Genomic DNA, 14,397 nt, shown 5'->3' with positions numbered 1-14,397 from the left:
GACGCGCGGAGGACGTGCCATGAAAACGCAACTCAGCCAATTCCCGACCAGCCTGCACCAGCCCTATTCCGGGGTCTTTCAGCAGCAGGGCCGGATGATCACCGATGCGGATTGGAACGCCGCGATGCAGGTCTCCAGGGACAGGCTGGAGCGCGCGCTGGGCGATGTGATCGGCACCGGCACGCCCGAACAGGGGGGGATCATTGCCGGGGACGAAGCGAGCGGTTTTTCGATTGTCTGGGGCGATGTTTATGTCGACGGGCTCCGGGGCGTGCTGGCTTCCCGCAGCGGCGCGGCGGCCTTCGACCTCGCGGACCAGGCCGATTTTCCCGGCGCGCCCGAGGCGCCAGAGGGGGCGCATCGGCTCTACCTCGATATCTGGGAGCGGAGCCTCACCGCGCTGGAAGAGCCCCATCTGATGGACGCCGCCCTGCATGGCGCGGATACCTCCACGCGCAAGCGCGTAATGACGCAGGTGAAGCTATGCCCGCAGGATTTCGACCCCGAGGATCCGGCGCAGAACCCGTCGATCGGCGAGGGCCGCCTGGATATGCGTCTGCGCGCGGGCACGGCCTCGCCGGACGCCTGCGAACCCTGTCTGGACGAGATCGACGTCAGCGGACGGGTAGGCAACTATGCCTTCCGGGTGGAGGTGCATGCGGTTGATCGCAACGCGGCGGGCGCGCCGCGCCGCATCACCCTGAAATGGTCGCGGGAAAACGGTGCCGAAGCCGCCGTTATCGGTCAGGAACCGCCGGGGTTTCAGGCCTCGGACTGGATCTACGAGTTCTATCATGCGGCGTCCGAAGACAGCCTGAGCGAGAGCCACGCGGGTTTTCACCATCCCGAGGTCATCGCGGCCGGGTTCACGCCGGCTGTGGGGGCGCTGGTGGAAGGCTATCCGCAGGGGGCGCCGTCCGCGGGGTTTTCCCTCGTGCGCCGCTGGGACGGTTACGTCGTGCTGGAAAAGAACGGTGCGATCTGGGAGATGGCGACACAGACCGTCGACGGTGAGAGCGTGCCCTTCGGGGCCGATCGCGGGCAGCGGCTGTCCACGGTTCTGGCCGAAGCCCAGCATGGCCATGTTTCCGAGGGCGCCACGATCCTGATGTCGCTCGACACCATGACTCTGCGGCTGGAGCTGGCCGATCACCAGCATCTCGCAGGGGATTACTGGATCGGGACCGTGCGCGAGGCTCTGCACGGCGTCGGCGACGTGATACGGCAGGACGCCACACCGGATGGTCTCCAGCATCATTACATGTGTCTGGCAGATGTGGCCGAGGACGGTACCTTCTGCCTGCTGAACAAGGACGCCTGTAAACGCTTCCAGTTTCCGCCCCTGACCAACCTGCACGCGGACGATGTCTGCTACGACAATACCGCCTGCGAAATGCCCGGGGTCGAGAACGTGCAGGATGCGCTCGACCACCTCTGTCGGCAGAAGGACCTGAAATGGCACAACAAGCATCTCCATGGCTGGGGGATCGTGTGTGGCCTGATCGTGGAATGCTGCCCTGAGAACCCGGACTCGGACGAGGATCCGTCGCAATGCGTGACGGTGACCAAGGGATACGCCATCGATTGCGAGGGCTCGGACATCATCGTCGAGGATCGTATCCACGTGGACCTGATGGACGCGGTGCGGGCCTGGGATGCCGAGAACCCGAATGCGCCGATCCTGCAGGAGGGGCGCGGCACCGCGTGCCTGCACATCGCGCAAGTGGATGGCGCGCCCATGGTCCGGGTCGAACCCCATGAAGGCGGTGACACCAGCGTTTTCGATCAGTTGATGGATGGCACGCTGCTGGGCGCTTTCATCCAGCATTGCATTCTCGATCTGATCAACGAGCTGAGCGAGGAGCTGTCCTTCATGGAGGATGGCCAACTCGCCGTGGACGAGGACGGCGACGTGATCGTCAGCCAGGCGCGCCGCAAGTTCATCAGCTTCGTCAACCTGGTGCAGCAGATTTGGTTCAAGGACAACGGCCCCTATGTGTGGCTGTCGCGGCGCGAATACGACATCCTGCGCGAGCTCTATGACCGGCTGCGCGCGCTGATCGGATCCAAGACATTCTGCGGGCTTCTCAACGCGGATGTCTTTCCCGAGTATCCTTTTCCCGAGACCGAAATCGACACCTGGTTCGGGGCGGACAACCACACCCGCCTGAAGGCGGATCCGACCGGCGCGCGGGTCTACACCTATGGCGGGACGGACGAAGCGATCCATGTGTTCGACACCGCCAAGGGCGAGTTGGTCGAAATCATCCGGGCGCCGATCCCTTCAGGCGGTGAGGTCACGGCCATAGCGCTCAGCCCGGATGGGCAGTTGCTCTATGTTGCGGCGTCGGTGAATGGCGAGGACACGGTGCTGGGCATCGCCCAGGTCGGAGAGACCCATGTGTTCGAGAAGCCGATGCAGATCCTCTGCGGGATCACGCTCTCGGACATGGAACTGGACCCACGTGACCCCAAGCTGATCTTTGCCACGGGACCTGGTGCGGGGCTCTATGCGCTCCGGCCCGATGTGCTGTCGCAGCAGGACAAGCCGCGGCCGGACCCGGTCCATGCCTTCAACGCGACGGGGCAGATGGCGGTGGACACGGTCGCGCGGCGTATCTTCTGTCCGGCGGCGGCGCCGGTAGACGGACAAACGGCGACGGCGCCCCCGGTGGACTATGACCGGGTGGCGGTCTGCGAGATGAACGAGACGGGCGGGGGCGCGCCGCCTATGGTTGTTCTCGGCCAGCTCAGTGATCGCTTCGTTTCCGGCCGCGATGACATCGCCGTGCGTCCGGGCGATGACAGCCGGGTGTATCTGGTCGTCGACGGGGTCGAGCCGGCTGGGGACAAGCAGATCATCACTTTCGATGTCCCGAGGGCAGGTCCAGACCAGGCCAAGTTGCAGGCACAGATTGCAGTCCAGAACAGCCTGATCAGCCTGGGATTCGACCGGGGCAGTGATACGCTCTATGCCAGCTTTGCAGAGAGCTTCCGCCTGCAGGCCATCGCCGCCAACGGCACGGGTGTCATCCAGCCCCGCATCCCCGTGCAGCTCTGGCCGACGGGTATCGCGGTGGGGCCGGAGGGCGATGTGCAGGTGGTCAATGCGCTCTCCAGCACCGTAACTTTCATTCCGCGGGCCGAGGTGGCCCGGTCCGCCGATCGGCTGGCGCCGCTGGCCGAGACACGCTGGCGCATCCTGATGGCGTTCTATGCGCTGGTGGGAAACCTGTTTCAGTATCTCAAGGACTGCTTCTGTCACCATCTGCTGGTGAAATGCCCCGAATGCGACGGGTCCGAGAAGATCTATCTCGCCTGTGTCGATATCCGCGACGGCGCGGTCTTCAACATCTGCAATTTCGGCAAACGCAAATATGTGCAGACCTTCATGGCCTGGACCTATTGGCTGTCCCTGGTGCCGATCATTCCCCTGATGAAACAAGCGATTGCCAAGGCATGCTGCACTGTCTTGCCCAATTTCCTCGATCAGTTCTCGGACGGCATCGCGCCGCCGCCAAAACCGCCGGAATTCGGGGCCGCCTCGGGCGTTTCCACACCGGTGAAGGCCAGCACGGGGCTGGTGGCGATGCGGGCCTACAAGCGGGCAGATGTGCCGAGTTTCCAGCGGAGGCAGATGGAGAAGCTCAATATCTATACTGGCTTTGTCGGCGATGCGGTTCTGTCCACGGATACGCAGAAGTTCCTGGCCCCCCAAGGCGTTCGCAAGGAAAGCCTGCAGAACAGCGCGACCGACGACGCTCTGCGCAACCTGCAGGAGGCCGGGATCGAGAACATCGAGGTGCGGCCTTACGACCCCAAGCTGGCTGACCGCTACCTGTTGGATTTCGCGCGCACGCCCAGTCGACTGGACCCGAGCGCGAAGATCATCGTCTATGAGCGGGACGGCAAGGCTGCCTTCGTGGCCGAAGAGCGGATCACGACAGTGACGACACCGGCGCCCAAGCTCACCCCTGCCGAGGAGGCGCGCATTGTCGAGCTGACCAGCCGGATCGAAAAGGCCAAGGACACGTCGGCGGCGGAGGAAGCCCTCGCCAACCTGAAGCTGGAAACCGCCAAGATCGAGACCGAGGTGGATGCCCTGCGTGTCATGCGGGAGGCGGAGGCCCAGAGCCTGGAGGCGCTCAAGATAGAGCGCGACAGCCTCAAGACGGAACTGGAGGGGCTGCGCTCCGGTCTGGATGCGGTGGGTGAGATGCAACGCAAGATGAAGGTCGATGTGGACAGCCTGCGACCGGTGACCGAGCTGGAAGGGGTCTCGCGCGAGGTCGCGGCCCGGCTTGAACGTGCAGGCGTGCGGACGATCGGGGACCTGGCCACGGCGTCCACCGCCAAGCTCAGAACGGCAGAAATCGGGCAGGACACGGCGGCGCGCAAGGCCCTGATCGACACCGCCAAGCTGCGGTTGCGCTAGGGAGAGGGTATCATGGGCCATTTTATCGGGCGCATTCGCAAACGCGCAAGATGCAGCGTCAAACCGGGGGCGCGGGGAAACTCCCCCGCCGTCCGCGCCGCCCTTCACGCAGGGCAGGTACAGGCCAAGCTGCGGGTGGGACCCCAGAATGACGCCTACGAAAGGGAGGCGGATGCGGTCGCCGCGCGGGTCGTCGCGGATCAGCCCGTCGGGCCGATCTCGACCTTGGCCGGTTCCGCCAGCCAGCGCAAATGCGACGCTTGTTCGGACGAGGACGAGCACATCCAGGCGCAACGCAGATCCGATGTGCAACGGCAGCCCGAGGAGGAGGAAGAAGAACTCCAGATGAAGCGGCGAGACGTCGTGCAGCGTCAGCCGGAAGAGGAAGAAGAGGAGGTGCAGGCAAAGCGACATGACACCCTGCAGCGTGCGCCCGAGGAGGAGGAAGAGGAGCTTCAGATGAAAGGGCGCGAGGTTGGGGCAGGCACAGGCCCCGTCCCAAGCGCCCGGATCGACAGGATGCGCGGCGGGGGCCAGCCGCTGGCCTCGGGGGCACGGCGGTTTTTCGAGGCGCGCATGGGTGCGGATTTCTCGGATGTGCGGGTGCATACCAGCGCTGACGCGCAACAGGCCGCCAAGGCGCTGAACGCGCGGGCCTTCACCACCGGACGGGACGTGGTGTTCGGGCCGGGTGAATACGCGCCGGGCACGCATCGAGGGGCCGAATTGCTGGCCCATGAGCTAACCCATGTCATCCAGCAGCGCGGTTATCGCGGTGCGCCCGCAGACGCCGCACCGATCCAGCGTTGGCAGATCGGTGCCGGGCCTGTTCCTGCCGGGACGGATTGGGAAACAGTGCCGGACGGGACGCCCGCGGGTCAGCCGAACCATCGCCGACGCCTAGCCGCGGCCCGGTCCATTGTCGCGCGGCTCTTGTCCAGCACCCGGTGCCAGAACTATTTCGCCGACAATTGTGACGGGGGCACGCGGACCGCGCTCCGCGATGCCTTTGATGATTCCCGCGTCTACCGGATGGATGATGACGGCATCCGGCTGGGTGAAAACATCCGTGGCACCAGCGACATCGCCTATAATAATACGGCGTATGACCAGGGGCGGTACTTCCTTGCCGCGACCCTGCTCCATGAGATGTACCATGTCTGCGCGCCGAACCGGCCCGCGAACTCCCGGGAATTGTTGGCCGAAAACGCGCTGGAGGCCTGTCGGCTGTATGCGCCTTACCTGCGGCGGATCTTGCCCCGCAGTGGTCCGGCGGGCTCGGCGGTCACGCTCACAGGTTGGGGGCTCGGGCCGAGCCAGGGACCCAGCGACCGGGTGGAATTCAACGGTGCGACGTGCCGCGTGCTGTCCTGGACCTTTGATCGCGGCACCTCGATGGTCACGATCCGGGTTGTGCTTCCGGCGGGTGCGCGCACGGGCCATTTCCGCGTCTTCAACAACAATGTGGGCTCCCGCCCGGCGGCCTTCACCGTGACCTGAGCGATGCTGACCCACGCCAAGACACGGGAGCCGAAAACCACCGGTGCCCCTGTGGCGGCGAGGGGTCGCGCCGCACCTGTTCGCCCATGTCTGGAGCCGGGGCTCATTCAGCGCGCGGCCACGCTTGGCAAGCGCGACGATGTCTATGAGCGGGAAGCGGAGCGCGTGGCGAAGGCCGTATCCAGTGGGGATCGGCCGGAACCGGTCAGCATGGCGGCCCCAAGCGGTGTCCCGCAGCGGCTGACCGAAACGGATGCCGAGGCCGAGCGACCTGGGGAATATCTCATCCAGCCCAGCCGCGAGGGCGCGCAAGGGGGCGAGCCGCCGCTGCGCAAGGGCTTCCTTCAACGGCTTTTGGAATTGCGGCGCGGCGGGCGGCCTCTGCCTGACACGGTGCGCAGCGAGATGGAGGCCCGGATCGGCGAGGACTTCTCCGACGTGCGCATCCATACCGGGCGGGAGGCATCGGACCTCGCCGCGGAGATCCACGCCCGCGCCTTTACCGTGGGGCGCGATGTGGTTTTCGCGGGCGACAGTTTCGCACCGGACACTTTGTCGGGTCGCCATCTGATCGCCCATGAGTTAACCCATGTGGCGCAGCAGCGGGGCCCGCGCGCTGACAGTGCCGTGGCGCAGGCCGCACCGGGCGGACTGCAACGGGACGTTTCGGACTATATCCCCGACCTGCCGGATGTCGGCAGCATTGTAATGGGGCTGGTGCGCGACTACGCCCCGCGGCTTGCCCCGATCCTCGACAAGGGGCCGTTCAACTGGCTGACGGATCAACTCGCAGGCGTGTTCTCTGGCGTGATCGACAAGGTCACGGCGCTCGATCCGGGCCAGCATGTCACCGCCCTGGTCGAGACATTCGGCGGGATGGTGGAGAGCGCCGCCGAGATCATCGGCGCGCTCGTGACGGGCGATTGCGGGCCGATGATGGCGGCGCTGGGCCGGATGAAGGCCCTGGTGCTCGAGGTCGCGGGCAAGGCCTGGGACAAGACAAAGGCGTTCTTTGCCCCGGTCGGTGCGTTTTTCTCCGACCTGTGGTCTTCGGTCTCGGCGGCGGGCAGTGCCGCGATCACCTGGATCAAGGAGTTCGCTGGCGAGATCTGGACCGGCATCGAGGAAATAGGTGCCCATATCTGGGACAAGACCAAGACGATCCGCGACTACGGCATGGGCGCGTGGGATTGGCTGTCCGAGAAGCTTTTCGGGGCAAGCGATGCCGGGAAGGCCACGGATGGAAATGGGGTCCTTGGGCTGATCACCGACAAGGCCATGGAGGCCTGGGACTGGGTCAAGGCCCGCACGCGACCCGTGTGGGAGCCGGTCAATGAGGCCATTGAGACAGTCAACGAGTTGATCCCGCCGGACTTCGTTGCCGATCTCGGCGAGAAGATGACCAGCTTCGCCGATGACGTCGAAAGCACCGCGGACGAACTGGACCAAGGCAATTCGCTGGCCGAGAACCGCGAGGCGCTGTCAGGGGTGTTGCCGTCCCTGGACGGGATCATCACGACTGTGCGGGGCGTGATCGAAGGTGCGGGCAGCTTCCTGACCACCACCATCGGCAAGGTCGCGGGCAAGGTCACAAGCTTCATGACGAAGCTGCGCAGCAGCGATCTGGTCTCCGGTCTTGCGAGCGCACTGGGCTGGCTTGAGACCGCGATCGAGGATGTCTCAGGCTGGGCGGCGGACAAGGTTGGCACGCTCTTCGAGTGGTACCTGAAGGCCTTCGATTTCCTGTCGCCCTTCGTGAAGCAGTTGATCGAGATCGTCGGCAAGGTGGTCGAGATCGCGGTCGATATCCTTCTGTTGCCCAAACTTCTTCTGACCAAGGCATGGGACCTGATCCCCGAGTGTATCCGGGAGCCGATCAAGAGTTTCGTGTTGGACACGGTGCTGGCGCAAGTGCCGATATTCAACCAGTTGCTCAAGATCGGTGGCCTGTGGAAGAAGGTGCAGGAGGTCGCGTTCGAGATCCTCGCCTCGATTTTGGCCAAGGGCGATATCCTCAAGGCCGCCTGGACCTTCTTCAAGGAGATGCTGGCGCTGATCGGCTTGCCAGCGAAACTCGTGGTGCAGATCCTCGCAAAGGCCGCGCGGGCCTACGGGATGATCCTGCGGAACCCCATCGGTTTTCTGATCAACCTGCTGAAGGCGATGAAGGAGGGCTTCACCCTCTTTTTCGACAACATCCTGACTCACCTGATGAACGGGGTGGTGGGGTGGCTGACCGGGGCGGTGAGCGCGGCTGGTCTGAGCTTTCCGACCGAGCTCACTTTCCAGGCGGTGCTCGATTTCGTGCTGCAACTGCTCGACATCACTGTGGAGCGGGTTCTGGAGCGGCTGGAAAAGAAAATCGGACAGGAGAAGGTCGCCAAGATCCGCAAGGCGCTCGATTACGCCGACGGGGTCTGGGAGTTCATCCGGGTGATCGTGACCGAAGGCGTTGGCGGGCTTTGGCGGTTCATCCAGGAGAAGCTGTCGAACCTGTGGTCCATGGTGTTGCAGAGCACTATCGGCTGGGTGGTCGAGAAGATCATCACCGAGGCCACGGTGAAGATCCTGTCCTTCCTCGACCCTTCGGGTATCATGGCGGTGATCAACAGTTGCATCGCGATCTATCGGGCGATCGAGACCTTCGTACAGCAGCTCAAGGCGATGTTGCAGATCGTCTCGAAGGTGCTGGACGGCATCGTCGGCATTGCCAAGGGCGCCATAGACGTGGCGGCCGGGTTCCTCGAGAAAGCCATGGCCGACAGCCTGCCCGTCGCCATCGCATTCCTCGCCGATCAGGTGGGGTTGGGCGATTTGTCCGACCGGATCAAGGAGTTCGTCGAGGGGCTGCGAGATTTGGTCAATGGCGCCATCGACTGGCTCATCGACAAGGCGCTGAAGTTCGGGCAGGGGTTCTTGAAACTGGTCGAGAGCGGCGTGGATCTTGCCAAAGCCGGGGTCCGCAAACTGAAAGATTGGTGGACCGCGCGGACGGATTTCAAGACGACGGGCGGCGAGCCGCACAGCATTTCGATCGAAGGCCAGGGGCGCAATGCCAAGGTCATCCTCCGCTCCACCCCGGTGACCTATGCGGATTGGATTGCCGACACGAGCAACTTCACCCTGGACACGCCCAAGAAGCAGAAGGCCTATCAGGATGCCGTGGTGAAGTCCGGCGAGCTTGATGCGGCGATCTCGGCTGCGGCCTCCAACCCGTCATCGGCAACTCCCGAGGCTAGGGATGCCACCCAGGGGGATCACGGTCCCAAGATACAGGCTCTTGTCAACGAACTCGGAGACCTGACATCCGTGTTCATGCCCAACTCGGCAACGAAGGATGAAGAAAGCAGTCCGCCGATCTACGGGGGCCTCTACAAAAACAAGTACGGCACATCGGTCACGGTCCAGCGACTGACAAACCAGGTGCCGAAAGGGGGCACAGCCGCGAGCGGGCGCGGAGACCGGTGGACCGAACTCGCCCCTCGTGGCACCAGCCCTGGCTCGCCCGATGGTTATTATGTCCGCGGCCACCTTTTGAACCAGAAACTCGGCGGACCTGGGGCGAAGTGGGAGAACCTCACCATTCTCACGCAGGATGCGAACAATCGCGAGAAGGCGTCCCACGAGAAAAAGTTCGAGAGCAAGGTAAAGGATGCGGTGATACCGGATGCGGGCACGATCGCGCCCAAGGCCGTCAACTTTGTCTGTACCGTGAATTACGGACGGGAAGACCGGGTCGATCAAGCCGATCGGTTCCTGGAGAGAACGACACCCGCTGTGCGATCCAACCGTTTGAGTATCGCGCAGACGGAAAGTATCGCGCGCATCATCCGCGCGGAGACCGACGTTCCCTTTTCCATGGATTGCTCGGCGTTCGAGTTGAACGACGACGGCGCGAAGAAAGCCGAGTTGGTAACCTTCCGGGTGCAGAATCCGATCAAGACGGATGACAAGGACTACTACGTCAAATCCGATACTGCCAAACCGACGCTCAACATGAACACGGCGAACCGCAACCAGCTCAAGCTCGTGTATGGGATCGGCGACAAGACGGTGGACAAGTTCTTTGCAATTCGGACTGCGCGCATGGCCAAGTCACCGCCCGAACCGTTCGAGAGTCTCGACGATCTCAAGGCGCTCAAGTCCGGGGGGGCCGTGCTCTTCAACAAGATACAGATCGAAGAGCTTCCCCTCACCTACAAACTCCAATTCTGACCAAGGAGCCCACGCAATGACAGATGATCTTGATAAGAAAAGCCTCGGCGACAGCTTTGCCGTCGCGATCCTGCAGTGGCCCGCCGTGATCGGGGCCTTGACGCTGGAGGGCGAGGGCTGGGTCCTCGTGCTGCGCGGCGTTCTGGCGACCTGGGCAGCGCTGGTCTCTCTCGGGTTGATCTTCGGGCGTCCGGAGGGCGCGCGCTGGGGTCTGGTGATGACCCTCACCGCCGGCTTCGCAGCGGCGTTCTGGATCACGGTTCCAAGTTTCTGGGCGCTGATCTGGTTCGTGCTGCTCATGATCGGCTTGCACACGTCCATCAAGGTAAGGATGGACGAGGCGTGCGTCGGCGGGTCGGATGAACGTAAGGCAAGCATTGCGGTGCAAAGGCAGTGATGCGCCGCAGGACCAGTCCGCGCGCGGAATAGTCGGTGGGCCTCGACTACGGCGGGGCGGGCGGCCCGACCGGGACCGCCCATAGGTTCGATCAGGACGAGACGGGCTCTACGCCGTATTTTTCGGCCAGCGCATCCAGATCCTTGCGAAGCGCCGGATTGAGGGTGAGGCCCTGCCGGCGTCGTGTCTCGGCGGCCTGTGTCTTGCCATCGCCCGGCAACCGGACAGGGTGGTGCCCGGGCAAGGGGGGCGAGGCGCGCATCTCGCCAAAGACGCGGCGCGCCGTCTCGGCAAACCCGTCGCCCAGCCCGAACGCCGCGGGGTCGAGGGCCATGACGAACTGGCCGGTATTCGTGGGCGAGGTCGTGTCGGAGGTGAAATCCACCACGTCCGACCCGAAGGCGGCACCGTTCAACACACCGGCCATAAGGCCGATCGCCACCGACAGCCCGAAACCTTTGGGCCCGCCGATGGGCAGTAGGAAGCCTTCCGACTTGCGGGCAGGATCGGTCAGCGGCTTGCCGTCGCGTCCGACCATCCAGCCCTCGGGCATGTCGGCCCCCTGTTGCAGCAGGGTCTTGATCTTGCCCATCGCGGCGACCGTGGTGGCCATGTCGAAGACGAACGGATCCGGCCCCTCGGCGGGGGCGGAAAAGGCGATGGGGTTGGTGCCGAGCAGCAGGTCCGTGCCCCCATAAGGTGGCACATGGTTGGCACTGCCCACGGCGGCGGCCATGCCCAACAGCCCGGCCTCGGCCTGGGGGCGCACATAGAGGGCGAGGGGCCCCGCGTGGTTGCCACGCCGCACTCCGACCCAGCCGATCCCGGCTTGGCGGGCCTTCTCCATGGCCAGATCACGGGCGGCGGCCATGGCGAGATGCCCAAAGCCGTTGTCGCCGTCGATCAGGGCCGTGGCAACGGTCTGTTGCAGGACCGATATGTTCGGGGCCGGGTTACAGCCTCCGCCCTCCAGCCGGGCGAGGTACTGGCGCAGGCGAAAGACGCCATGGGTGCCGTAGCCATAGATGTCAGCTTCGACCATCAGGCCGGCCACCTTGTTGGCGTCTTGCGTCGGCACCCCGCGCGCAGAGAGCGCGCGGGCCACGAAGTCCTGCAGCGCCTCGGCGCTGATCGTGTCGTCAGGCATCGTAGGAGCCCACGCTTTCTTTCTGCCAGAACACGACGCGGCGCTGGGTCCACTGCACCAGCAGGTAGAGCGTCAGCCCCACGAGGCTGAGATAGAGGATCAGCGAGAACACGCGGGGCGTATTGAGCTGCGACGCGGCCACCCGGATCAATTCGCCGAAGCCCTTGCCACCGCCGAGGAATTCGCCGGTAATCGCCCCGGCCATGACGCCGACCGCGCCGATCTTGAGCCCGGTGAAGATCTGCGGCAGGCCCGTGGGCAGCTTCATCTTGATCAGGGTCTGCATCCGGCTCGCACCCATGGTCTTGAACAGCATCCGCGCGTTCTCATCGGCGGCATGCAACCCTGCCGCGGTGCCCACGACGATGGGGAAGGTCGCGATGAAGGCCGCCAGCGCCACCTTCGACTCGATCCCGAAGCCGAGCCAGGCGACGAAGAGCGGTGCGAAGGCGACCTTGGGCATGGTGTCGATTGCCACGAGATAAGGCATCACCGCCTTCTCGCCGAACGCCGTCTCGCCCACGAGTACGCCGAGGGAAAACCCGATCGCGATGGCAAGCGCGAAGCCATAGATCACCTCTTTCACGGTGATCCAGAGCGCCCCCAGCATGTAGCCTCCGCTAAGCAGGTTTTGACCGACGAAGATCATGTCCTTGAGCGTTTCCCACGGCGTCGGCAGTATGATCGGCGAGACGAGCCCGAAGCTGGTTACCAATTGCCAGGTGCCGATGAACACCACGAACACGAAGGTCATGGCGATCCAGCGCGGCACGCTGTCGATGAAGGCCACTTCCTGTTCCCAGACCGTGTCTTCGAAATCGTCCTTGTCGGACAAGTTGTTGGTCATGTCGGTCACATGTCTTCTCCCTTGTCCAATTGACCACGTATATGGTCGACGATGGCGCCGAATTTCGGGGTTGTCATCATGTCGAGCGTGCGCGGCCGGGGCAGGTCGACCTCGACGATCTCGGCAATCCGGCCGGGGCGGGGTTTCATCACGACAATATCGTCGGACAGGATGACGGCCTCCTGGATCGAGTGGGTCACCAGGAAGGCGGTGGCGTTCTGCTCTCGGCAGATCCGCTGCAATTCCATGTTCATCATGTCACGGGACAGCTCGTCGAGCGCGCTGAAGGGCTCGTCTAGCAGAAGGACCGCCGGCTCCGTGATCAGCATCCGGCAGATCGAGGCGCGCTGCGCCATGCCGCCGGACAATTCGTTGGGGTAGACGTTCTCGAACCCTTTGAGCCCAACGATCTCGAGCAGTTCATAGGCCTTATCCATGGCTTTGTTCGCGGCAGCCTTGCCATCCCGGATCTCGATTGGCAGCACGATGTTCTCGACCGCGGTCTTCCACGGAAAGAGCGTCGCTTGCTGAAACATCATGCCGATGTCCCGCCGCGCGCCGCGCACCGGCTCTCCTTGCAGGATCACACGCCCCTTAGAGGGTGGGATCAGGCCGGCCATGATTTTCAACAGGGTTGACTTGCCGCATCCGCTCGACCCGATCACGGAGGTGAAGCTGCCCTTGCGCAGGGTCAGATCGACATCCTCAAGCGCCACGACGCTGTTGCGCGCATAGGTCTTGCTGACGCGCGTCAACTCATAAACTGGCGCGCCGAGAGGCGCGCCAGAGTAATCGGAAGCAACTGCGGGCGTCATCAGTTGACTGCCGCGGCGCCGATTTCAGCGAATTCATTGGTCCAGGCCGCGTCGAGATCCTCCAGAGGACCGGGCAGCTCTCCACCGGCGACCAGCGCGTCCTGCCATTCGGCCCAGACCGCACCCGGGTACCAGCCCAGGTGTTCGGCATCGTCCGTCGGGATCGTCTTGGACCGGACTGCGTCGAACAGGGCGGATTGGAACTCCTTGTCCTCACCTTCCTGGGGGTTGCCGGCGGCCAGATGTGCAAGCACGGCTTCGCGGTTTGCATCGTCCAGCGCAAAAGCATGACCCCTGGCGAAGGCGCGGCTCCAGGCTTCGACCAGTTCGCGATCGTTGCGGATGGTTTCGCCCATGGTCGCGATGCCATTGCCGAAGAACCGCCCGAATTCCGCGGGCGTGATGTCGCGCACGGCCATGCCGCGCTGGTTCAGGATCGCCGTATCCGCTGTCGAGGCCGAGTATGCATCGATCTCGCCATTCAGGAAGGCAGCTGTTGCCGGGCCACCATCACCAACTGTCAGGAACTCGTAGTCCTCGCCTGCCGTCATGCCGGCGCCGGTCATCACGTTGCGCGCAAAACCGACTTCGGCGCCATCGGCGGTACCGGTGCCGATCACCTTGCCACGCAGCCCTTCCACATCCTGGATGTCGGAGCCTTCCTGTACCGCGATGCCGAAGTTGCTGCGCGCGGCCACGTTATAGATATGGACTGCGTCCACGCCGCGCGCACGGGCCGCGATCAGGGGGCCGGGGCCGGGCCGCCCGAAATGCGCCTGGCCTGCGGACAGGGCCTGCAGAACGGCGCCCGAGCCGTTGATCGCTTCGACCGTGACGTTCAGGCCTTCTTCCTCGAAGAAGCCTTCGCCAATGGCGACGAAAACCGGGAAAGAGTTGATCGCCGAGGGGCTGGGCTGCACGAAAGTGATGTCGCGCAGTTCGTCGGTGGCAAGGGCGGGCGCCCCGAAAGTGCCGGCCAGGGGCAGGGACGCGACCATCGCGGCGGTGAAAAGTCTTCTGTTGATCATGGGTGTCTCCTCC

The 14,397-nt window shown here is 64.0% G+C and carries 8 protein-coding genes; 4 read left to right on the top strand and 4 right to left on the bottom strand.

Features of this window, described 5'->3' with window-relative positions; translation table 11 throughout:
* Positions 1 to 19 precede the first annotated feature (19 nt).
* Genes DSHI_RS21450 through DSHI_RS12940 form a run of 4 tightly spaced genes read left to right on the top strand, consistent with a single transcriptional unit; the run spans position 20 to position 10,547 of the window.
* Entirely contained in the window at positions 20 to 4,435 is a 4,416-nt protein-coding gene (locus tag DSHI_RS21450) for a DUF6519 domain-containing protein (protein WP_012179211.1), read from the top strand.
* A gap of 12 nt (positions 4,436 to 4,447) precedes the next feature.
* Positions 4,448 to 5,935 (top strand): eCIS core domain-containing protein, encoded by a 1,488-nt coding sequence (locus tag DSHI_RS21445; protein ID WP_012179210.1) that lies wholly within the window; start codon positions 4,448 to 4,450, stop codon positions 5,933 to 5,935.
* Between the two features lie 3 nt (positions 5,936 to 5,938).
* Positions 5,939 to 10,150 (top strand): eCIS core domain-containing protein, encoded by a 4,212-nt coding sequence (locus tag DSHI_RS12945; RefSeq protein ID WP_012179209.1) that lies wholly within the window; start codon positions 5,939 to 5,941, stop codon positions 10,148 to 10,150.
* A 16-nt stretch (positions 10,151 to 10,166) separates the two neighbouring features.
* The gene (locus DSHI_RS12940; protein ID WP_012179208.1) at positions 10,167 to 10,547 is read left to right on the top strand and encodes a hypothetical protein; all 381 of its coding nucleotides are present in this window, start codon (positions 10,167 to 10,169) and stop codon (positions 10,545 to 10,547) included.
* 91 nt (positions 10,548 to 10,638) lie between these two features.
* Here DSHI_RS12940 and DSHI_RS12935 read toward each other — a convergent pair whose 3' ends face one another.
* The 4 genes from DSHI_RS12935 to DSHI_RS12920 are packed head-to-tail and all read right to left on the bottom strand — an operon-like array spanning position 10,639 to position 14,384.
* The gene (locus DSHI_RS12935) at positions 10,639 to 11,694 is read right to left on the bottom strand and encodes an Ldh family oxidoreductase (protein ID WP_012179207.1); all 1,056 of its coding nucleotides are present in this window, start codon (positions 11,692 to 11,694) and stop codon (positions 10,639 to 10,641) included.
* Positions 11,687 to 12,541, bottom strand: a complete 855-nt coding sequence (locus tag DSHI_RS12930) for an ABC transporter permease (RefSeq protein ID WP_050757898.1) — start codon at positions 12,539 to 12,541, stop codon at positions 11,687 to 11,689. The genes DSHI_RS12935 and DSHI_RS12930 overlap by 8 nt, the downstream gene beginning before the upstream one ends.
* Positions 12,542 to 12,546: 5 nt before the next feature.
* Positions 12,547 to 13,356, bottom strand: coding sequence for an ABC transporter ATP-binding protein (locus DSHI_RS12925; RefSeq protein WP_012179205.1), 810 nt, complete (start codon positions 13,354 to 13,356; stop codon positions 12,547 to 12,549).
* On the bottom strand, positions 13,356 to 14,384 hold the full coding sequence (locus tag DSHI_RS12920; RefSeq protein ID WP_050757897.1) for an ABC transporter substrate-binding protein: 1,029 nt from the start codon (positions 14,382 to 14,384) through the stop codon (positions 13,356 to 13,358). Before DSHI_RS12920 ends, DSHI_RS12925 begins: the two co-directional genes overlap by 1 nt.
* Positions 14,385 to 14,397: the final 13 nt, after the last annotated feature.

This window comes from Dinoroseobacter shibae DFL 12 = DSM 16493 (genome assembly GCF_000018145.1).
GTDB classification, from domain to species: Bacteria; Pseudomonadota; Alphaproteobacteria; order Rhodobacterales; family Rhodobacteraceae; genus Dinoroseobacter; species Dinoroseobacter shibae.
Note: the sequence above shows the minus strand (reverse complement) of the source record. Positions and strands in the feature narration are given on the sequence as shown.